Raw genomic sequence first — 22,646 nt, 5'->3', positions numbered from 1 at the left:
TTAGCCAAAGGTAACCTGGTCATTAAGGTTATTATTTCGCATTTTTGGTGAAAATGTAAGCAATTAATAAATTTAAAACGCCTATATAAGAATGGAATTAATGGGGGAAATAATTTGCCTATACTCAAAGTAATAAATTACCCTGCTGAGATACTTGAGCAGACTTGCAAGCCAGTGATTAAGTTTGATAAAAAGCTTGCAAAAATACTTGATAATATGTATGACACGATGATTGAATATGATGGGGTGGGACTAGCTGCTCCGCAAATTGGATTGGAAGCACGCATCGCAATTGTTGATATCGATGATGAATTAGGGACAATCGAAATGATTAACCCAGTAATATTAGAAACATCCGGTGAACAAACTGGACCAGAAGGTTGTTTAAGTTTCCCTGGATTATTTGGTGAAGTGACAAGGCCCAATTTTGTTAAAATTGAAGCATTTGATCGAAAAGGAAGAAAATACACATTAGAAGCAGAAGAATTCCTAGCAAGGGCGATTCAACATGAAATCGATCATCTGGACGGGATTTTATTTACATCTAAAGTGACGAGATATCTCGAGGAAGATGAGTTAAAAGGAGTAGAAGTTGAATGACCAAAATTGTTTTTATGGGTACTCCAGATTTTTCTGTGCCAATCTTACAACAACTGATTAAAGATGGATATGATGTCATTGGAGTAGTTACACAACCAGATCGACCAGTGGGAAGAAAAAAGATTTTAACACCTCCCCCGGTTAAGGTAGAAGCCTTGAAACATTCTATTCCTGTCTTTCAACCAGAAAAAATCCGTCAAGAAGAAGAACTTGAAAAAATCCTTTCCTTGAATCCAGATTTAATTGTTACTGCTGCTTTTGGGCAAATCCTACCCAATAAGCTGTTAGAAGCGCCTAAATACGGTTGTATAAATGTTCATGCATCCCTGCTCCCAGAACTACGTGGTGGTGCTCCTATTCATTATGCAATTATGCAAGGGAAACTAAAAACAGGTGTTACCATCATGTATATGGTTGAAAAATTAGATGCTGGGGATATTTTAACAAGGATTGAAGTCCCAATTGCTGAAGAGGACAATGTTGGTACATTGCACATTAAATTAAGTACAGCCGGGGCTAAATTGTTGGCAGAAACCTTGCCGCTTCTTTTGGAAGGCCGTCTGACGCCTAAGCCTCAAAACAATGAAGAAGCCACATTTGCTGCCAATATTAAGCGAGAACAAGAAAAAATTAATTGGACAAAAACAGGTGAAGAAATTTTTAATCATATCCGTGCTCTAAATCCATGGCCAGTTGCGTTTACAACCTTGAATGGTCAGGTCTTAAAGATATGGCGAGCTGAAAAGGTATCTGGACAGAAAATGGAAGTACCCGGAACAATTATTAATATAGAATCGGATGGCTTTTCGGTATCAACCGGTAATGAAACGTCAATCAAAATCATTGAGCTTCAGCCCTCTGGAAAAACAAAAATGATGAGTGAACAATTTTTAAGGGGTTCAAAAATTTCAATAGGCACCAAGCTGGGAGAATAAAATGACTTCAACAATAAATAATGTACGGGCAATCGCAATGGATAGTTTAGTTGCTATTGAGAAAAACCAATCTTACAGCAATTTACTTCTTAATAATACAATTGAAAAACACGAATTGTCTCCTAAAGATGTCGGACTGTTAACGGAATTGACGTATGGAACCTTACAAAGAAGAATGGCACTTGACTATTATTTAGAGCCTTTTGTCAAAGATAATAAAAAATTAGCCAATTGGGTTCATCATTTACTTAGACTAACGCTTTATCAAATGATTTATCTCGATCGAATTCCGGATAGAGCAGCGATCTACGAAGCAGTAGAAATTGCCAAAAGTCGTGGTCATAAGGGTATAGCAAGTTTGGTAAATGGAGTATTGCGGAGTATTCAAAGAGAAGGGCTCCCATCCATGGAGGAAGTCTCGGACCCAAACAAAAGACTATCACTTGAAACTAGCCACCCTGAATGGCTAATTACCCGATGGGTTAACCAATTTGGCTATGAAAAAACAAAAGAAATGTGTGAAGTAAACCTAACAGCACCATTGCAAACAGCTAGAGTTAATCTCACGAAAATTTCAAGAGATGAATGTGTTGCGATTTTAGAAGAAGATGGTTTTCAAATCGAAAAAAGTCCAATTATTCCTGAGGCGATCAGATCGTTAAAAGGGAATTTAGCGTCTACCATTGCTTTTAAATATGGAATGTTTACTATTCAAGATGAAAGCTCGATGCTCGCCGCCTATGCATTAGGGGCAAAGCAGAACGAATTTATCCTTGATGCTTGTGCAGCACCAGGTGGTAAAAGTACACATATCGCTGAAAAAATGGATAATACGGGAGAAGTCATATCGGTTGATCTCCATCAGCACAAAGTCAGATTAATCAATGATAATGCCAAGCGACTAGGGTTAGAAAATATAAAAACAAGCGTTTCAGATTCCAGACAAATACAGGAAAAATTCAACAAAGAATCATTTGATCGTATCCTTCTGGATGCTCCGTGCTCGGGTCTTGGAGTAATGCGGAGAAAACCTGATATGAAATACACAAAAACAGAGAAGGATATTGAACGGTTAAGTACGATTCAACAAGACTTATTAATGTCCGTATCCCCTTTATTGAAAAAGGATGGCATACTTGTCTATAGTACTTGTACTGTAGATAAAGAGGAAAATGAATACACGGTTAAGACATTCCTAGAGAATAACCCTGAATTCGAAGGAGATTTATCATTTAAAAACAGGATGCCTGAAGCTATCCAACCATTGATTACAGGTTTTGATTTACAGATATTCCCACAAGATCTTGGGTCTGATGGGTTCTATATTGCAGTCTTAAGGAAGAAGGTGTAACAGTTGGTACAATTAAATACAACTGAGACAAACACAGCTAAGGAAATTAAGAAGAAATCAATTTATTCATTGCAGCTTAACGAATTAAAGAATTGGCTAACTGAAAATGCTGAAAAGGCATTCCGTGCCGAACAAATCTATGAATGGCTTTATAAAAAACGAATTACATCGTTTGAGGATATGAGTAATGTATCAAAAGGATTAAGAGATAAGCTTGATAGCCATTTTGAATTAACAACATTAAATACGGCGATTCAACAAACATCATCTGATGGAACCATAAAATTCCTTTTTGAACTTCAAGATGGATACTCGATTGAAACGGTGCTAATGCGTCATGATTATGGAAACTCCGTTTGTGTTACGACACAGGTAGGCTGCCGAATAGGGTGTACTTTTTGCGCCTCTACATTAGGCGGCTTAAAAAGACACTTAGAGGCAGGAGAGATTGTCGCACAAGTTGTAAAAGTTCAGCAAACACTTGATGAAACAGATGAGCGTGTAAATTCAGTTGTTATCATGGGAATTGGTGAGCCATTTGATAATTATGATAACATGTTATCATTTTTAAAAATAATCAATCATGAAAAGGCTCTTAATATCGGAGCACGCCATATAACCGTATCAACAAGTGGTATCGTTCCGAAAATTTATCAATTTGCAGATGAAAATACACAAATTAATTTTGCTATTTCTCTCCACGCTCCCAATACGGAATTACGTTCAAGGCTAATGCCTATTAATAAGGCTTATAAACTTGATGACTTAATGGAATCAGTAAGGTATTATATCGATAAGACAGGTCGTCGAATAAGCTTTGAATATGGTCTTTTTGGCGGTGTAAACGATTCAGTCGAGCATGCTGAAGAGTTAGCTATATTATTAAAAGGATTAAAATGTCATGTGAATCTAATTCCTGTAAACTATGTTCCTGAAAGAGATTATGTACGGACTCCAAGAGATAAAATTTTTGCCTTTGAAAAAACATTGAAAAACCGAGGTATTAATGTAACCATTCGCAGGGAGCAAGGTTCAGATATCGCTGCAGCATGTGGGCAACTTCGTGCAAAGGAGCGGAAAGAGGAGACGAGGTGACAAAAGTGAAGGCTGTTTTTAAAACGGACCAGGGTAGAGTTCGCCAGAATAATGAGGATAGTGGTGGTACTTTTGTTAATCGGGATGGACACCGTCTTGCCATCGTAGCAGATGGCATGGGCGGTCACCTTGCCGGTGATGTTGCTAGTAGCATGAGCGTTTCGCATCTACAAGAAATGTGGGAGAAATCTGAAGGAATTCGTACAGCAGATCAAGCTGAAGAATGGCTGAAAACCCATGTTCTCCAGGTTAATCAATTATTGTTTGACCATTCAAGAAGTCACGTGGAATGTGAAGGTATGGGTACTACGATAGAGGCAGTGATTGCTTCTGAAAATTTTACAACGATTGCACATGTGGGGGATAGTCGTTGTTATATCTTAAATGATACCGGCTTCAAGCAGCTAACTGAGGACCATACACTTGTGAATGAGTTAGTCCGAACTGGACAAATCACTAAAGAGGATGCAGAACATCATCCCAGGAAAAATTGGATATTAAGAGCGTTAGGAACAGAACAGGATGTAAAAATCGATTTAAAAACGATAATGTTCGAAGAAGGAGATTTTCTCCTTTTATGCTCTGATGGATTGTCAAATAAAGTCAACGAACAAGAAATGGTTAAAATTCTTCAAAATGAAGAATCACTTGAACAAAAGGCTTCCACATTAATTAATATTGCAAATGATAACGGTGGAGAAGACAATATTACCCTGATCATATTAGAATATGCTAATGATTTTGAATTGGGTGATGAGCAGTGATTATTGGGAAAAGAATAAGCGGCCGCTATAAAATTCTTAAAATGATAGGCGGAGGCGGAATGGCCAATGTCTATTTAGCACATGATATGATACTGGACAGAGAAGTTGCCGTGAAAATGCTCCGCCTTGACTTTGCCAATGATGAAGAATTTATTCGACGCTTTCATAGAGAAGCACAATCTGCCACAAGTCTTACCCATCCAAATATCGTTAGTATTTATGATGTGGGTGAAGAGGATTCTCTTTACTATATTGTTATGGAATATGTGAATGGGCAAACATTAAAGCAATACATAAACCAGCATTCGTCACTCCGTGTAGAAAAGGCATTAGACATAATGATGCAATTAACATCTGCAATTTCCCATGCCCATCAAAATCATATTATTCATCGTGATATAAAGCCGCATAACATTCTAATTGATCCTAATGGCAGTGTGAAAATTACTGATTTTGGGATAGCCATGGCCTTAAGTGCGACAAGCATTACCCAAACAAATTCTGTGTTAGGTTCTGTCCACTATTTATCACCGGAACAAGCTCGTGGGGGAATGGCTAATCGGAAATCTGATATTTATTCACTTGGGATTGTCATGTTCGAAATTTTAACAGGCAGGCTTCCATTCTCAGGGGAATCAGCCGTTTCGATTGCATTGAAACATCTCCAGTCAGAAACACCTTCTGTTAGAAGGTGGAATTCAACTATACCGCAAAGTGTAGAGAATATAGTCCTAAAAGCAACGGCAAAGGATCAATTCCATCGTTATAACAGTGTCGATGAAATGGAGGAGGATTTAAGGACGGCGCTAAATCCTGAAAGAATGGATGAACCAAAGTTTATTATTCCAATTGATGATGAAGCAACAAAAGCCATTCCAATCATAACAAATGACCGTCCACATAAAAACCTTGATGAAACATTAGTGCATAGTAATGATAAAATATTGCCTGCCAAAAATGATACACCTAATAAGGAGAAAACTAGTAAGAAAAAGCGGAAAAAATGGCCGATGATCTTAATTTCGACTTTCCTTATACTTTTCATTCTCGGACTATTAACGGTTACATTTTTACCTGATTTATTGTCTGCTAAGGACGTCAAAATTCCTGACGTAAGTGGAATGGATGTTGATGATGCGATTTCTGAGCTTCAGCTCAGCGGAATAGTGGTTGACAAACAGGTTGAAATTCCTGATGATCTGGTGGCTGAAGGAAAGGTTATCAAGACCGACCCCGAAATTGGCAGTACAGTCAAGGAGAACGCAAAGGTTAATTTATATATTAGTACTGGTAAAGAAAAAATTGAGCTATCTAATTATGTAGGCCGGATATATGATGATATTTTCCGTTTATTAGAAGACAGGGGTTTTAAAGATATTCTGAAAACTGAGAAATACGATGAGAGTGAACCAGGAACCATTATTAGCCAAAACCCATCAGGAGGCGAAGAAATTATTCCTGAAGATACTGCATTAGAATTTGAAGTCAGTAAAGGACCTGAAATAATTGTCCTAAGGGACCTAACCGAATACAATTTAAAAGGGGCCGAGGATTATGCCTTATTAGTAGGGCTGACTTTAAATGTCTCAGAAGAAAAATATGATGAAAAAATTCCTGCTGGCATGGTGATTTCACAAACTCCAAAGTCTGGAACAGAACTGAAAAAAGGCGATAAGGTATCAGTCATTATTTCAAAAGGAAAAGAAGAAAAACCGCCAAAAACGGTAGTTAAAGATATAACAATTGATTATGAACCGACTGTCCCAGTGCCAGTGCCAGGAGATCCTGTACAAAAACAAGAGGTTTTAATCTACATCGAAGATATGAATCATAGTATGACGGAACCTGCCGAATCATTTTTTATAACTGAAACGACAAAAAAACAAATAGAACTCACTATTCCATATGGCGGAAAAGCGGGCTATAAGATTATTCGTGACAGCAAGGTGATAGCAGAGGACGTAATTAACTATCCAGAAACAGAGTAATTAATATTAATATGTTCTTTATCAAATCAGTTAACAGAATTTTGAATGATTAGTTGATGTTTTCGAAATGAATGACAAGGAGTGTGGCTATGCCTGAAGGGAAAATTGTTAAAGCATTAAGCGGATTCTATTATGTTCTTGATGATGACAAGTTGATCCAATGCCGTGGTAGAGGGGTATTTAGAAAGAATAAAATTACCCCCCTTGTTGGAGACGAAGTTGTTTTTCAAGCAGAAAATAACTTGGAAGGCTACATTATGGAAGTGAAGACACGAAAGAACGAATTGATACGTCCTCCCATTGCGAATGTAGATCAAGCGATTCTTGTGTTTTCGGCTGTTGAACCAGATTTCAGTACTGTTCTTTTAGATCGTTTCCTTGTGCTAGTTGAATTTAATCGGATTGAACCGCTTATTTGTATCACTAAAATGGACCTCACAAACGAAGAGCAGCAAAAGAAGATTAAGATTTATGCAGAGCAGTATTCGTCTTCAGGGTATAAAGTAATCCTAACTTCTTCCGAAACAGAAGCGGGGGTTGAACTGTTAAGTCCACACATTGATAATAAAATATCTGTTTTTGCCGGTCAGTCAGGTGTAGGAAAATCATCTTTGCTAAATGTACTTAGACCTGATCTTGATTTGAAAACAAATGATATTTCGTCGCATCTTGGCCGTGGAAAACACACGACAAGACATGTGGAGTTGATAAAGATTGGAAATGGATTAATAGCAGATACACCAGGCTTCAGTTCATTAGAATTTACCAATATTGAAGCCGAAGATTTGACTTCATGTTTTCCTGAAATGCAAAGAGCAAGTGAGAATTGTAAATTCCGAGGATGCTTGCATGGGACCGAACCGAAGTGCGGTGTGAAACATGCAGTTGAATCGGGTGAAATCCCTAGGTACCGATATGAACATTATCTGGATTTCCTACAGGAGATAAAAGATAGAAAGCCGAGGTATTAAAGATGGTAAAAATAGCACCTTCGATTCTTTCCGCCGATTTTTCGAAATTAGGTGAAGAGATTATTGCTGTTGAAAAAGGTGGAGCAGACTATATTCATGTCGATGTCATGGATGGTCACTTTGTACCAAATATTACGATTGGTCCGCTCATTGTTGAGGCCATTCGTCCGATTACGAAGCTGCCACTTGATGTACACCTAATGATTGATAACCCTGATCAATATATTGAGGCATTTGCCAAAGCTGGAGCCGATTTTATTACCGTACATGTGGAAGCATGTCGCCATCTTCACCGCACAGTCCAAAATATTAAATCCTTTGGTATCAAGGCGGGTGTTGTTTTAAATCCAGCAACCCCTGTGGAATCCATTCAGCACATAATTGGAGACATTGATATGGTATTATTAATGTCGGTTAATCCAGGGTTCGGTGGGCAAAAATTCATACCAGAGGTACTTCCGAAAATAAGAAAAGTTAAAGAAATGGCAGAACAAAAAGGCTTAGACATTGAGATTGAAATTGACGGCGGTGTTAATTCAGAAACGGCAAAGCTATGCATGGAAGCCGGTGCAAATGTACTTGTTGCAGGCTCGGCTATTTATAATGAAGAAGATTATGCCAAGGCAATTTCGCAAATAAGAGGTTAATGATAAAAGCCAGCTTTAGCGCTGGCTTTTTGCATATGGAAAAGGAGTTAGTTTTATGATTATTAATATTCTAGCCGGAGGACCTGAAAGCCTATTACCTGATTTAACAGAGTATCTAGAGAAGGATACAATTTGGGTCGGAGTTGACCGAGGTGTCTATCATTTGTTAAAAAGAAATATAACTCCGGTCATTGCCTTTGGGGATTTCGATTCAGTATCATCTGAGGAATTAATGTTTATTGAAGAACGGGTAGTAGAATTGAAGAAGTATAAGCCGGAAAAAGATGAAACAGACATGGAGTTAGCCCTCAATTGGGCAATTGATCAGAATCCAAGTATGATCTGTATGTTCGGTGCAACTGGGGGGAGACTTGATCATTTATTTGCCAATGTTCACTTATTGCTGAATCAGTTCAAAGCCAAAAATTCGGCTGATATCTGCTTGATTGACCGCTATAACATCATTTTTATTAAAGAACCCGGGCACTATACAATTGAAAAAATAAACAAAAAAAAATATATTTCCTTTGTTCCTTTAACGCTAAATGTCAGCAATCTCACCCTAAGGGGCTTTAAATTTCCTTTGGAAAATCGTCATATTTCAATCGGGTCAACACTATGTATTAGTAATGAACTTATTAGTGAATATGGTACTTTTTCATTTTCTGAAGGCATATTAATAGTGATAAGAAGTCACGATTAATATGCAATACAATTTGGTACTGATTTCGTTCGTTTGAATAAAATGGTAGGGCGTTCGAAAAAAGTTGAGATGAATAAGCTGGGGAGATTTGTGAGGAGGGACAGTATGAAATTCTATACAATTAAACTGCCGAAATTTTTAGGCGGACTTGTCCGTGCGATGATTGGGGCGTTTAAAAAGAACGAATAGCATGGGATTTTATCTAGATAATCTTTCATTAACGAATGGCACCCGTTTAATTTGGGTGCTTTTTATTTGGTTAAATAGGGAACAATAGGGTTGTAGAGTAATTGTACTTTTTGTATATAAAGAAAAGACATCCTCATCGGATGCCTTTTCCATATTAAACGCGTTCTACTTTACCTGATTTTAACGCTCTTGCAGAAACCCAAACACGTTTAGGCTTTCCATCAACAAGAATACGTACTTTTTGTAGGTTAGCACCCCATGTACGCTTATTTGCGTTCATAGCGTGAGAACGTGCGTTACCAGTTGTTGTTTTCTTTCCAGTTACAACACATTGACGTGGCATAATGATTTCCCTCCTTAACTACCAAAAGCTTTATACAGCTATCTTTAAGATTCTCATCTGAAAAAAGAAAATTGTTTGAACAAATTTTCTAGACTTGAGATACCTTAATAATTTATCATACAACTTATTTGATTGCAATAGTTACCTTTCAAGAAAAAAACCTTGACATCCCTATTATTTAAATGCACTTATATTAAACAGTCAGGAATAACTTTCAATATTGCATTGACTATAGTAAAATGACTGTAGTCAAGGAGCAATTTTTTCAAGAGGGGGAACGATTCATGTCCATTGAATTAAAAACAAAGTTCGGACAAATTGATATTTCAAACGAAGTAATCGCGACCATCGCTGGAGGAGCGGCAATCGAATGTTATGGAATTGTCGGTATGGCCTCAAAGAATCAAATTAAGGACGGAATTACGGAAATACTACGAAGAGAAAATTTCACTCGCGGCGTGATCGTCCGCCAAGAAAATGAGGCATTACATATTGATATGTACATTATTGTTAGCTATGGAACGAAAATTTCCGAAATTGCCCACAACGTGCAATCAAAGGTTAAATACACCCTCGATAAGACTGTTGGACTTGCCGTTGACTCGGTTAATATTTACGTTCAGGGAGTTCGAGTGACGAACCCTTAAGTTCGTGTAACGAACCTCAAGTAGAGGAGGAAAGTTTGTGTCAATAACAGCTTTAGATGGAAAACGTTTTGCCGAGATGGTGATTCAAGGTGCAAATCATTTGGCTGCAAATGCAAAAATGGTTGATGCTCTAAACGTTTTTCCCGTGCCCGATGGTGATACTGGAACAAACATGAATTTATCAATGACATCAGGGGCGAAAGAAGTAAAAAATAATGTTCAAGAACATATAGGTAAAGTTGGAGTAGCCCTTTCTAAAGGATTGCTGATGGGGGCTCGCGGAAATTCAGGAGTGATCCTTTCACAGTTGTTCCGTGGTTTTTCTAAGGCAGTAGAAATGAGAGCGCAAATTTCAGGGAATGATTTTGCCCATGCCCTCGAGGCTGGAGTAGAAACTGCGTATAAAGCAGTTATGAAACCTGTTGAAGGAACCATTTTAACTGTAGCAAAGGATTCAGCTAAAAAGGGCGTACAAGCTGCCTTGAATTCAAATGATATTATTGTAATTATGGAAGAAGTTTTACAAGAAGCAAAAGCTTCATTAAAGCGCACTCCTGATCTGCTTCCAGTGTTAAAGGAAGTCGGTGTTGTCGATAGTGGAGGACAAGGTCTTGTGTTTGTTTACGAAGGATTTCTTGCGGTCCTAAAAGGCGAAAAACTTCCCGATACACCTTCTGCATCTCTTTCTATGGATGAATTGGTTAATACTGAACACCACAAAAATGTCCAGGGACATATTAACACGGCAGATATTGAATTTGGATACTGCACCGAATTTATGGTTCGCTTTGAACAGGAAAAGACAGCCAAGCATCCTTTCAGTGAAGGGGTTTTCCGAAATGACCTCAGCAAATTAGGTGATTCTTTATTAGTCATAGCGGATGAAGACGTTGTAAAAGTCCATATACATTCCGAACAGCCTGGCGAAGTACTAAGCTACGGGCAAAAGTACGGAAATTTAATAAATATGAAGATTGAAAACATGCGTCAACAACATACCAATATTGTTGGTGAAACACATATTGCACCCGTTGCTGTACAACAGAAGCCGCCAAAAGAGCAGCAAGAATACGGAATTGTAGCGGTTTCCATGGGAGCAGGTATTGCAGATTTATTTAGAAGTATTGGCGCCCATGCCGTAATAGAAGGCGGGCAAACGATGAATCCAAGTACAGAGGATATCGTGAAGGCTGTTAAGGAAGTTAATGCTAAAAAGGTATTTATTTTACCTAATAATAAAAACATTATTATGGCAGCCCAGCAGGCAGCCGATGTGGCAGAAGAAGATATTTATGTCATACCATCCAAAACTGTCCCTCAAGGACTTTCGGCTCTTTTAGCATTTAATCCGTCAGCGGAACTTCACGCCAATGAGTCTGCAATGAATGATGCCCTAAAACACGTAAAGACTGGTCAAATAACCTTCGCTGTACGAGATACCCAGATTGATGGTTTAGAAATCGAGAAAGATGATTTTATGGGTATTGCTGAAGGGAAAATTGTGGTAAAGAACAAGAACAAAGGAAAAGTAGCTGAAGAATTACTTTCACAAATGCTCGAGGACGATTCAGAAATCTTGACCATTATTTATGGGGAAGACGTTAGCGAAGAAGAAGTAAATCAGCTAACACAGTTTGTGGAAGAGACTTATGAAGATGTAGAAGTAGAAATCCATAACGGCGGGCAGCCGTTGTATTCATTTATCTTTTCAATTGAATAATGAACCGCTAAAATAGAAGGGGAGTTCCCTTCTTTTTTTTGTAGGCTGTGTTACAGGTCATTGTTGATTTTGTAGCAATGTTGATTGGAGCGGAAATCAACAGGCAAGTATAACACAGCCTGTTTGTAAAAAAGAAGTTAGAAAAAGTAAATTAAAAAAATATCAATAGATAAAACAGCGCTTAGTGGGGGAGTCGTGTTATAGTGAATCCACATCTTAATCAATCAATAACTGTTATTAAGGGAATTGGTGAAGAGACTGCTGAGATTTTTTCAGAAATGAAAATCTTTACGATACAAGATTTATTGGAATATTTTCCTTATCGTTATGAAGATTACCGCCTTCGTGAAATAACAGAGGTACAGCATGATGAGAAAGTAACAGTGGAAGGGAAGGTTCATAGCGAGCCTTCTCTTGTCTATTATGGAAGGAAGAAATCCAAACTAATGATCCGACTTTTCGTTGGTTCTCATTTAATCAAAGTAGTCTTTTTTAACCAACCCTATTTGAAAAATAAAATCATTATTAATGAAACGATAACGGTCACAGGGAAATGGGATGCCCATAGGCAAACGATCACTGCAAATGAAATGCAGTCAGGCACAAACGCCAAGACAAAGGATTTTGAGCCTGTATACTCATTAAGAGGGAAATTAACGACAAAGGGAATACGAAAATTTATCAGCATTGCTTTCCAGCAATATGGACAATTTATTGAAGAAACACTGCCAGCAGCATTCTTAAAAAAGTATCGCCTTCTTGATAGACAGAGTGCGATTGAAGCAATGCACTTTCCGAGCAGCCAAGAGGTTGTGAAACAGGCACGAAGGCGCATTGTATATGAAGAATTTCTTATGTTTCAACTAAAAATGCAGGCCTTAAGGAAATTTGAACGGGAACATTCCCCAGGAATTTGCCAAAACTATAACGTTACTCAGGTAGAGGGTTTTATCAATAGTCTTCCTTTTCCGTTAACAAATGCTCAAACACGGGTTGTCAATGAATTGTTAGAGGAACTAAAATCACCCCTGCGTATGAATCGATTGTTGCAAGGGGATGTTGGTTCGGGGAAAACTGTAGTGGCTGCAATTGGTTTATATGCCAGTGTAACAGCAGGTTACCAAGGTGCTCTAATGGTACCAACAGAAATTTTAGCAGAGCAGCATGCACAAAGCTTAAAAAGCATGCTAGAACCATTTGATGTCAGGTGCGAGCTTTTAACGAGTTCTATTAAGGGTAAACGGAGAAAGGAAATCCTTCATGAACTGGCAGAAGGGAACGTTGATCTATTAATTGGTACGCACGCCCTCATACAGGATGAGGTCACCTTCAAAAGACTCGGTTTTGTTATTACCGATGAACAGCATCGATTTGGGGTCGAGCAGCGAAGAGTGCTCAGGGAAAAAGGCGAGAATCCTGACGTTTTATTTATGACAGCGACACCGATTCCTCGAACGCTTGCAATCACGGTGTTTGGTGAAATGGATGTTTCCATTATTGACGAGATGCCAGCAGGCCGAAAATCAATTGAAACTTACTGGGCAAAGCCGGAAATGCTTGAGCGTGTACTTGCCTTTGTTGAAAAAGAATTACAAAAAGGACACCAAGCTTATGTAATTTGCCCGCTTATTGAAGAATCCGAAAAGCTTGATGTCCAAAACGCTATTGATGTATTTACTACTCTAAGTCACTACTTTCAAAACCGTTATAAAGCGGGCCTTATGCACGGGCGCTTAAGTTCGGAAGAAAAAGACTCCGTAATGAAGTCGTTTAGTACCAACGAAGTACAGGTGCTTGTCTCAACTACAGTTGTTGAGGTCGGTGTTAATGTACCAAATGCGACTATGATGGTTATTTATGATGCTGAAAGATTTGGCCTGTCTCAGCTTCACCAGCTGCGTGGACGTGTTGGACGTGGCAGCGATCAATCCTACTGTATTTTGCTTGCTAGTCCTAAATCAGAAGTGGGCCAAGAAAGAATGCGGATCATGACAGAAACAAACGATGGATTTGTTCTAAGTGAAAAGGATTTAGAACTCAGAGGTCCTGGCGACTTTTTTGGCAGAAAACAAAGCGGTGTTCCTGAATTTAAGGTTGCAGATATGGTTCATGATTATCGGGCACTAGAAACAGCGAGAAGTGATGCGATGATGCTTATCCAATTAAAAACCTTTTGGACAGCGGAAGAATATCAATTTTTAAGAAAAATGCTTGAAGAATCAGGTGTATTAGAAGGGGAAAAGCTTGATTAATAAAGTTTTTTTCCCTTTAAATGAATTCCAGAATAAAAAAAGCAGATGCTATGTATAAAAAACAAACTCTTGCAATCTGCTATTTCAAATTTTATACTACTATTAGTACCTAGTCATAAGATCTCGGACGGTGTAAAAATTTATGAGAAAAAGTAAAAAAGAGCGCCAGCAATTGTTAACCTCTACAATAGAAGATAATCCATTTATTACTGATGAAGATTTAGCAGAAAAATTCCAAGTAAGTGTACAAACAATCCGTCTTGATCGGTTAGAGTTATCAATCCCGGAACTAAGGGAACGAATTAAGACTGTTGCTGAAAAACGATTTGATGATGAGGTCCTCTCCCTTCCGCTTGAAGAAGTCATTGGTGAAATTATTCATATAGAATTGGATCAAAATGCCATTTCGATTTTTGATGTAAAAAAAGAACATGTGTTTATTCGTAATAACATTGCCCGTGGCCATCATGTTTTCGCACAGGCAAATTCCCTAGCAGTAGCCGTCATTAACGATGAATTGGCGTTGACAGCAAAGGCGAATATTCAATTTAAACGTTTGGTAAAATTAAATGAGCGTGTCATAGCCAAGGCCAGAGTAACAAAAATCGATGGGAACTTAGGCAGAACAAGTGTCGAAGTGACAAGTTTTGTAAATAATGAACTTGTTTTTACCGGAGAATTTGAAATGTACCGTTCGAAAAATCGGTAAAGGATGAGGAAAAAAATGAACCTAGCAATTGATGCAATGGGCGGCGACAATGCTCCAAAGGAAATCGTTTTAGGCGCACTAAAAGCTGTACAAGCATTTTCTGATATACATATTACCCTTGTCGGGGATGAAAATAAAATTAAAGAAACGTTAACTGATCATGAACGGATTTCTGTTATACATACAACCGAAGTGATTCTCGGAACAGACGAGCCTGTAAAAGCAGTTCGTCGCAAAAAGAATGCTTCCATGGTGCTAGCGGCCCAGCAGGTAGCAGATGGATTGGCAGATGCGTGTATCTCTGCAGGAAATACAGGTGCCTTAGTTGCGGCAGGCCTTTTTGTGGTTGGCAGGGTAACTGGGATTCACCGCCCGGCCTTAGCACCAACGCTTCCGACCATTGGCGGTGAAGGCTTCCTTTTACTAGATGTCGGGGCCAATGCAGAGGCCAAACCAGAGCATCTATTGCAATATGCATTGATGGGTTCCATTTATAGTGCAAAAGTAAGAGGAATTGCACAACCAAGAGTGGGTCTGTTAAATATTGGCACAGAGGAAAAGAAAGGGAATGAACTTACCAAGCAGGCTTTTGAACTATTAAAAACGGCTAATATCAATTTTATTGGTAATGTGGAAGCAAGGGATTTACTTGATGGTGCAGCTGATGTAGTTGTTACCGATGGATTTACGGGTAACATGGTGCTAAAGTCGATTGAAGGAACGGCACTCACCATGTTTAAAATGTTAAAAACGGCTTTAATGAGCAGTTTTACAAGTAAACTAGCTGCCGCTGTGTTAAAACCGAATCTTAAAACTTTAAAGAATACAATGGATTATTCCGAATATGGCGGTGCTGCACTGTTTGGTTTAAATGCACCTGTAATTAAGGCTCACGGATCTTCGAATGGGCAAGCTATTTTTAGCGCCATCCGGCAAACGAGGGAAATGGTAAGTAACGATGTTGTTGGATTAATTAAAATTTCAACAGAAGAAGCGAGTATTGCCAAAGTAGAACGGTAAAGGAGTATTGAAATGAAGAAAATAGCATTTGTGTTTCCAGGGCAAGGGTCACAAGCCGTAGGAATGGGGAAAGAGTTAGCAGAGAAACACTCCGAGGTAATGGATTATTTTAAGAGAGCAGATGAAAAGCTAAACACTCAACTGAGTAAACTTATATTTGAGGGGCCAAAAGAAGAATTGACAATTACCTATAATACACAGCCAGCCCTTTTAACAACAAGTATTGCTATATTGGAATATTTCCAAAAATCTGGGATTAAAGCTGATTTTGTTGCTGGTCACAGTTTAGGTGAATATACGGCCCTTGTTGCAGCGGGCACCTTAACTTTCGAAGAAGGGGTGTATGCTGTTAGAAAACGAGGCGAGTTTATGGAAAGTGCTGTACCTAATGGGGAAGGATCGATGGCGGCTGTGCTGGGTCTTGATCGCGCTCCGCTATCAAATGTGACGTCAGAAATCAGTGATGCTGGTTTTCCTGTGTCTTTAGCAAATTTAAACTGCCCAGGTCAGATTGTAATTTCAGGTTCGAAAAAAGGGGTAGAACTTGCAGCCGTGAAAGCGAAAGAAGCAGGGGCAAAAAGAGTGCTTCCATTAGATGTAAGCGGTCCTTTTCATTCCGTGTTAATGAAGCCAGCAGCAGTTCAATTGCGTGAAGTATTGGACGAAATTGAAATGAGGGATGCTAGGATCCCAATCGTGGTAAACGTTTCTGCTGAACCAATCAGTTCTGCCTCAGTAATTAAGGATAAGTTAATTGAACAACTTTATTCCCCGGTACAATGGGAAGACTCCGTTCGAAAAATGATTGATTTGGGTGTCGATACATTCATTGAAGTGGGTTCTGGGAAAGTTCTATCAGGCTTAATCAAAAAAATTGATAAAACAGTGTCAACGTATTCTGTATCGGACGAGGAAAGCGCACAAGCTGTAATAGATGCGTTAAAGGAGGAAAGACTATGAATCTTGAAGGAAAAGCAGCCCTTGTAACAGGTGCATCAAGAGGAATTGGCAGAGAAATCGCACTTGAACTTGCACGACAAGGAGCAAATGTGGCGGTTAATTTTTCCGGCAGTGAAGCCAAAGCAAATGAGGTTGTTGATGAAATAAAGGCACTTGGGAGAGAGGCGTTCGCTGTAAAATGTGATGTTTCAAACTCAGGAGAAGTCGCAGAAATGGTTAAGGGAACGATAGACCGCTTTGGGAAACTTGACATTCTCGTCAATAATGCGGGTATTACCAGAGATAATTTATTAATGAGAATGAAAGAAGAAGAATGGGACGACGTTATTAATATCAATCTTAAAGGTGTCTTCCTGTGTACAAAAGCAGTAACAAGACAAATGATGAAGCAACGGGTAGGACGCATCATTAATATTGCATCGATTGTTGGTGTAAGTGGGAATCCAGGACAGGCAAACTACGTGGCGGCAAAAGCTGGGGTCATTGGTTTAACAAAAACAACGGCTAAAGAGCTGGCATCTCGCAATATTACCGTAAATGCCATTGCACCTGGCTTCATCACAACGGATATGACCGATAAATTATCTGAAGATGTAAAAACAGAAATGTTAAAACTGATTCCTTTAGCAAGATTAGGAGAGCCTAAAGACATCGCCAAAATCACCGCATTCCTTGCTTCTGATGATTCTGCATATATGACAGGGCAGACGCTTCATATTGATGGCGGCATGGTAATGTAATCAGAAAAGCACGCTTCCTTTGCGCGGCGTATGGACTGGATCGCTCCAACTGAGATAAAGGAAACACGGAGCTGCACAAGATTCGATGTTGACTTATCGTAGGGCGGAGAGCGAAGTCCACTAGAAGTTGGGCGCTGGAGCTAGACAGTAATAAAAGTTCAAAGCAATTTAAATAAAAACTTAGTGTATTATTTTGTTGAAATACTCTATAATAGCTTGAGGGGAGGTGAATAGGCATGGCAGAGGTATTAGAACGTGTAACAAAAATCATCGTTGACCGCTTAGGCGTGGATGAATCTCAAGTTAAACTTGAAGCTTCATTCAAAGATGATCTTGGAGCTGATTCCCTTGACGTAGTTGAACTAGTTATGGAATTAGAAGATGAGTTCGATATGGAAATTTCTGACGATGATGCTGAAAAAATTAGCACAGTTGGTGACGCTGTTAATTACATACAAAGCACAAAGTAATCGTTGGATTTATTCACAAAAGCTCCGTTTTCAAACGGAGCTTTATTCTGTAAAATAGAACTTGGCTTCCAACTGTGATGCCAAGTTTCTTTGCGTTTTGCTAAATACTTTTTTTAAACTTATACTTGAGTGGTGTGTAAATTATTTAATGCAAGGTGGAGACGTTTTATATGCGCAGAAATAATAATGAAAAAGATTTAAATAATCGCGCAAAAGAAAATCTATTTAAGGGTTTTCAAAATACGATTGGTATAACGATTGAAAACGAGAAATTATTAAAACAAGCTTTTACTCATTCATCTTATGTGAATGAGCATCGAAGAAAGCCTTTTGAAGATAATGAGAGGCTTGAGTTTTTAGGAGATGCCGTTCTTGAGTTAACTGTTTCACAATTCCTATACAAAAAATATCCTACGATGACAGAGGGAGAATTAACGAAACTTCGGGCTGCAATTGTTTGCGAGCCATCTCTTGTATCATTTGCCAACGAACTGAACTTCGGAAAATTAGTTTTGTTGGGTAAAGGGGAAGAGATGACAGGCGGAAGAGAGCGTCCCGCCTTACTAGCAGATGTTTTTGAGGCGTTCATTGGAGCTCTTTATTTAGACCAAGGAATTGAAACAGTCATTAAATTTCTCGAGAAAATAGTTTTTCCTAAAATTAATGCCGGTGCTTTTTCTCATGTGATGGATTATAAAAGCCAGTTACAGGAACTCATTCAACGGGATGGGACAGGCGCTATTGAATATCGCGTTCTTCAAGAAATTGGGCCTGCCCATAATAAAGAATTTGTATCGAAAGTTTCGTTGAATGGCAAGGAATTAGGTGTAGGTACGGGAAAATCAAAGAAGGAAGCCGAACAACATGCCGCCCAAATGGCTCTCGACATATTAAGGGAAAAAACAACTTAGAAATGACAAAATGTTTGCAAGTAGTCCAGCTTGCCTGCATAGGGAGGATTAAGAAATGTTTTTAAAACGGTTGGACATTATTGGTTTTAAGTCCTTCGCTGATCGCATTGGAGTTGATTTTGTTCCAGGAGTAACGGCTGTGGTAGGTCCAAATGGCAGTGGGAAAAGTAATATTACCGACGCTATTCGTTGGGTATTGGGTGAACAGTCGGCCAAATCGCTTAGAGGCAGTAAAATGGAAGATATTATTTTTGGGGGAAGCGATACCAGAAAACCCCTAAATTTTGCTGAAGTAACCTTAACCTTGGATAATCAGGATCAAGGCGTGTCACTTGATTATAACGAAGTAAGTGTCACAAGGAGAGTATCCCGTTCAGGTGACAGTGAATTCTTGATAAATAAGCAACAGTGTCGACTTAAAGATATTATCGACTTATTCATGGATTCTGGGCTGGGAAGAGAAGCATTTTCGATTATCAGCCAAGGAAAAGTGGAAGAAATCTTAAATAGTAAAGCAGAAGAACGAAGAACCATATTTGATGAGGCAGCTGGAGTACTAAAGTATAAACATCGAAAGAAAAAAGCAGAAGTAAAACTGTTTGAAACACAAGACAACTTAAACCGTGTAAATGATATTTTACACGAACTTGAAAGCCAAGTAGAACCATTAAAAATTCAGGCCTCAATGGCAAAAGATTTTCTCGAGAAGAAAGAGGAACTTGAAAAATTTGAAGTTGCCTTAACAGTGTATGAAATTGAAGATCTTCATCAAAAATGGGAGGGCCTTTCCAAGCTGTTGAACGAACATCAGGAGGAAGAACTTAAAATCTCTTCTGAATTGCAAGTAAAGGAAGCAAAAATAGTTGAAAAAAGAGATCAAATGACAGCATTTGATGAGTCTATCACCGACCTACAGAATGTTCTTCTTCATGCTACAGAGGAGTTAGAAAAACTGGAAGGCCGAAAAGAAGTCTTAAAGGAACGAAAGAAAAATGCTTCACAAAATAAAGAACAGCTTCAAACGAACATTTCGGAACTAACGGAAAAGATTAGCCAGCTAAAAATGAATCGCGACATCCTTTCAATGTCTGCCGAGGATCTTGGTAAGCAGGTTACCCAATTACAAGCTCAATTAAAGGGAAAACAGGCGAAACTGCAGTTATTTACCGAAAATATTGAAGATAAAATAGAGAGTTTAAAAAGTGAATATATCGAATGGCTAAACGATCAAGCGGGCGCAAAAAATGAAATAAAATACATTGAACAGCAACTGGAACAGCAGGACAGAAGAAGTTCACGACTTGATGTTGAGAATGACAAGTTTATTGAAGAACGGCAAATTGCAAAGGATAAAAAAGCAACTATCCAATCTGCATTAAACGAAGTACAACAAAAAATAGAAGATCAAGTAGGAGCTTTTCGAGAAAAGCAGCATAAGCTTGAGACCACAAGAAATAATTATCAAAAACAAGAAAAGACACTCTATCAGGCTTACCAAATTCTCCAACAGGCAAAGTCCAGAAAAGAAATGCTCGAAGAAATGGAAGAAGATTATTCAGGCTTTTTTCAGGGAGTAAAAGAAATCCTTAAAGCACGTGGGAAAAACCTAAAGGGAATTGAGGGAGCCGTTGCCGAGCTTGTGACTGTTCCGAAACAGTATGAAACTGCCTTAGAAACAGCTTTTGGCGGGGCTTTGCAGCATATCGTCGTTGATAATGAACAAAATGGGCGGACAGCAATTCAATATTTGAAACAGAATTCTTTTGGCCGTGCAACCTTCTTACCGTTAAGTGTCATTAAGGGAAGACCGTTGTCTTCCGCGCAAATAGCTTCCATCCAAAATCATTCATCCTTTATTGGAACAGCCGTAAGTCTTGTTAAATTTGATCAAAAGTACTCGGAGGTTATGAGTAGTCTGCTTGGGAATGTTGTCATTACAAAAGACTTAAAAGGCGCCAATGAATTAGCGAAAATTCTTCAATACCGCTGCCGAATGGTAACGATTGATGGTGATATCGTTAATCCTGGCGGTTCAATGACAGGTGGTGCTATTAAACAAAAAAACTCGTCCTTATTAACTCGTAAAGGAGAACTTGAGGAATTAAAAGAGAAGTTAGTTGTGATGGATGACAAAACCACCTATCTAGAACAACTTGTAAAGTCATTAAAAGAAGACGTTCATCGTACAGAAAAACAACTTGAAGAAATGCGCAAAGATGGCGAAGAGTTGAGATTAAATGAACTTTCATTGAAGGGTGACCTTCGCCAAGCAGAGCTCGAAGAAAAAAATATCAATGAACGTTTAGCTATTTATGACCTTGAAAAAGGGCAATTTTCTGATGAGAAAACAACCTTAACAAATAGAAAAAAAGAATTAGCCATTGCAATGGAGACATACAAAACAACTATAGATAAGCTTGAGGCGCAAATAGCGAAGCTTACCGAACAAAAGTCGAGTGATTTGACCTCGAAAGAGACTCTAACTATTGAAATAAATGATTTAAAAGTAGCGTTTGCTTCTAAAAATGAACAGTATATGAGCACAAAAGAACGGTTGACACTTCTGCAAGCAGATTTAGAAGAGAGTGAACAAAAGCATGCTCTTTATACAGAAGATCTTAATCTGTTAAGTTCGGAAATGACAAACAGTTCATCAGGTGAAGAACAGTTAGAAACAGCTGCAATTAGAAAACAACAGGATAAAGAAGCAGCATTACAGTTAATTACGGTTAGAAGAGAAGAACGATTGTCCTTAAAGTCGGCCTTAGAAGACTTAGAATTGGAAGTTAAAGAACTAAAAAGACTCCACCGAGGAATGATTGTTGTTTTAAAAGACGAGGAAGTAAAAATCAACCGCTTGGATGTCGATCTTGAAAACCGTTTTGCACGGTTAAGAGAAGAATATCTTTTATCGTTTGAAGGTGCGAAGGTACAATATCCATTAACGATATCGATTGAAGAAGCGAGAAAAAAGGTCAAACTTATCAAACTGGCCATTGAAGAACTTGGTAATGTCAACATTGGTGCGATTGAAGAGTATGAGCGTGTCTCAGAACGGTATGAGTTCCTTAATGAACAGAAGAACGATCTCCAGGAAGCTAAAGAAACCCTTTATATGGTTATTGACGAAATGGATGAAGAAATGAAGAAACGCTTTGAACAGACCTTTAATGGAATTCGTGAACATTTTGAGCCGGTATTTAGAACCCTTTTTGGTGGTGGGAGAGCCGACCTCGTTCTAACTGTCCCAGGTGATTTGTTAAATACAGGTGTCGAAATTGTTGCGCAGCCACCAGGTAAAAAACTGCAAAATTTAGGTTTATTATCAGGTGGTGAACGTGCATTAACTGCGATTGCGCTTCTTTTTTCTATTTTAAAGGTACGGCCTGTACCGTTCTGTATCCTTGATGAGGTAGAAGCAGCATTGGATGAAGCCAATGTCCAACGCTTCAGCCAATATTTAAAACGATATAGTAAGGAGACGCAATTTATTGTGATTACCCACCGCAAAGGAACAATGGAGGAAGCAGATGTGCTTTACGGGGTAACTATGCAAGAATCAGGTGTTTCAAAGCTTGTATCTGTTCGCTTAGAGGAAACAAAAGAGCTTGTTGAATCTTAAAATTAGGAA

General features: G+C 38.6%; 21 protein-coding genes. 20 read left to right on the top strand and 1 reads right to left on the bottom strand.

The window, feature by feature from the left end; genetic code table 11:
- The first annotated feature begins 114 nt into the window (after nt 1-114).
- The 10 genes from def to spoVM all read left to right on the top strand — a co-directional run bounded on the left by def (nt 115) and on the right by spoVM (nt 9,243).
- Nucleotides 115-600, top strand: coding sequence for a peptide deformylase (def, locus tag AB7942_RS00925; RefSeq protein ID WP_369445471.1), 486 nt, complete (start codon nt 115-117; stop codon nt 598-600).
- Nucleotides 597-1,535, top strand: a complete 939-nt coding sequence (gene fmt / locus AB7942_RS00920) for a methionyl-tRNA formyltransferase (RefSeq protein WP_369445470.1) — start codon at nt 597-599, stop codon at nt 1,533-1,535. Before def ends, fmt begins: the two co-directional genes overlap by 4 nt.
- Nucleotide 1,536: 1 nt before the next feature.
- Entirely contained in the window at nt 1,537-2,886 is a 1,350-nt protein-coding gene (gene rsmB / locus AB7942_RS00915; RefSeq protein WP_369445469.1) for a 16S rRNA (cytosine(967)-C(5))-methyltransferase RsmB, read from the top strand.
- A 3-nt stretch (nt 2,887-2,889) separates the two neighbouring features.
- Nucleotides 2,890-3,981, top strand: a complete 1,092-nt coding sequence (rlmN, locus tag AB7942_RS00910; protein ID WP_369445468.1) for a dual-specificity RNA methyltransferase RlmN — start codon at nt 2,890-2,892, stop codon at nt 3,979-3,981.
- Between the two features lie 5 nt (nt 3,982-3,986).
- Nucleotides 3,987-4,745, top strand: a complete 759-nt coding sequence (locus AB7942_RS00905) for a Stp1/IreP family PP2C-type Ser/Thr phosphatase (protein WP_335439826.1) — start codon at nt 3,987-3,989, stop codon at nt 4,743-4,745.
- Complete coding sequence (pknB, locus tag AB7942_RS00900; protein WP_369445467.1) at nt 4,742-6,733, top strand: Stk1 family PASTA domain-containing Ser/Thr kinase; 1,992 nt, start codon at nt 4,742-4,744, stop codon at nt 6,731-6,733. The genes AB7942_RS00905 and pknB overlap by 4 nt, the downstream gene beginning before the upstream one ends.
- A gap of 89 nt (nt 6,734-6,822) precedes the next feature.
- Entirely contained in the window at nt 6,823-7,704 is an 882-nt protein-coding gene (rsgA, locus tag AB7942_RS00895) for a ribosome small subunit-dependent GTPase A (protein ID WP_369445466.1), read from the top strand.
- 2 nt (nt 7,705-7,706) lie between these two features.
- Complete coding sequence (rpe, locus tag AB7942_RS00890; protein WP_369445465.1) at nt 7,707-8,351, top strand: ribulose-phosphate 3-epimerase; 645 nt, start codon at nt 7,707-7,709, stop codon at nt 8,349-8,351.
- Nucleotides 8,352-8,406: 55 nt separating this feature from the next.
- Complete coding sequence (locus AB7942_RS00885; protein ID WP_369445464.1) at nt 8,407-9,054, top strand: thiamine diphosphokinase; 648 nt, start codon at nt 8,407-8,409, stop codon at nt 9,052-9,054.
- Between the two features lie 105 nt (nt 9,055-9,159).
- Nucleotides 9,160-9,243, top strand: coding sequence for a stage V sporulation protein SpoVM (gene spoVM, locus AB7942_RS00880; protein WP_035445740.1), 84 nt, complete (start codon nt 9,160-9,162; stop codon nt 9,241-9,243).
- A gap of 154 nt (nt 9,244-9,397) precedes the next feature.
- On the opposite strand, the gene rpmB is transcribed toward spoVM, so the two are convergent.
- Nucleotides 9,398-9,586: a 50S ribosomal protein L28 gene (gene rpmB, locus AB7942_RS00875; protein WP_026566424.1), complete on the bottom strand. Its 189-nt coding sequence runs from the start codon at nt 9,584-9,586 to the stop codon at nt 9,398-9,400.
- Nucleotides 9,587-9,870: 284 nt separating this feature from the next.
- Here rpmB and AB7942_RS00870 point away from each other — a divergent pair, with 284 nt between their 5' ends.
- The 10 genes from AB7942_RS00870 (at nt 9,871) to smc (ending at nt 22,637) form a co-directional block, all read left to right on the top strand.
- Nucleotides 9,871-10,233, top strand: a complete 363-nt coding sequence (locus AB7942_RS00870) for an Asp23/Gls24 family envelope stress response protein (RefSeq protein WP_088086349.1) — start codon at nt 9,871-9,873, stop codon at nt 10,231-10,233.
- Between the two features lie 37 nt (nt 10,234-10,270).
- The gene (locus tag AB7942_RS00865; RefSeq protein WP_369445463.1) at nt 10,271-11,953 is read left to right on the top strand and encodes a DAK2 domain-containing protein; all 1,683 of its coding nucleotides are present in this window, start codon (nt 10,271-10,273) and stop codon (nt 11,951-11,953) included.
- Nucleotides 11,954-12,156: 203 nt separating this feature from the next.
- Entirely contained in the window at nt 12,157-14,205 is a 2,049-nt protein-coding gene (gene recG, locus AB7942_RS00860) for an ATP-dependent DNA helicase RecG (protein WP_369445462.1), read from the top strand.
- A gap of 142 nt (nt 14,206-14,347) precedes the next feature.
- Nucleotides 14,348-14,914 (top strand): transcription factor FapR, encoded by a 567-nt coding sequence (fapR, locus tag AB7942_RS00855; RefSeq protein WP_369445461.1) that lies wholly within the window; start codon nt 14,348-14,350, stop codon nt 14,912-14,914.
- 15 nt (nt 14,915-14,929) lie between these two features.
- Nucleotides 14,930-15,934 carry a phosphate acyltransferase PlsX gene (gene plsX, locus AB7942_RS00850; protein WP_369445460.1) on the top strand — a complete coding sequence of 335 codons (1,005 nt, stop codon included), beginning with the start codon at nt 14,930-14,932 and terminating at the stop codon, nt 15,932-15,934.
- Between the two features lie 12 nt (nt 15,935-15,946).
- Complete coding sequence (fabD, locus tag AB7942_RS00845; protein ID WP_369445459.1) at nt 15,947-16,894, top strand: ACP S-malonyltransferase; 948 nt, start codon at nt 15,947-15,949, stop codon at nt 16,892-16,894.
- On the top strand, nt 16,891-17,634 hold the full coding sequence (gene fabG, locus AB7942_RS00840; RefSeq protein WP_369445458.1) for a 3-oxoacyl-[acyl-carrier-protein] reductase: 744 nt from the start codon (nt 16,891-16,893) through the stop codon (nt 17,632-17,634). The genes fabD and fabG overlap by 4 nt, the downstream gene beginning before the upstream one ends.
- Nucleotides 17,635-17,870: 236 nt before the next feature.
- Nucleotides 17,871-18,104 carry an acyl carrier protein gene (acpP, locus tag AB7942_RS00835; RefSeq protein ID WP_026566432.1) on the top strand — a complete coding sequence of 78 codons (234 nt, stop codon included), beginning with the start codon at nt 17,871-17,873 and terminating at the stop codon, nt 18,102-18,104.
- A 170-nt stretch (nt 18,105-18,274) separates the two neighbouring features.
- Nucleotides 18,275-19,015, top strand: coding sequence for a ribonuclease III (gene rnc / locus AB7942_RS00830; RefSeq protein WP_088086356.1), 741 nt, complete (start codon nt 18,275-18,277; stop codon nt 19,013-19,015).
- Nucleotides 19,016-19,070: 55 nt separating this feature from the next.
- Nucleotides 19,071-22,637 carry a chromosome segregation protein SMC gene (gene smc, locus AB7942_RS00825; protein WP_369445457.1) on the top strand — a complete coding sequence of 1,189 codons (3,567 nt, stop codon included), beginning with the start codon at nt 19,071-19,073 and terminating at the stop codon, nt 22,635-22,637.
- Nucleotides 22,638-22,646: the final 9 nt, after the last annotated feature.

Source organism: Neobacillus sp. BF23-41 (assembly GCF_041106275.1).
Note: the sequence above shows the minus strand (reverse complement) of the source record. Positions and strands in the feature narration are given on the sequence as shown.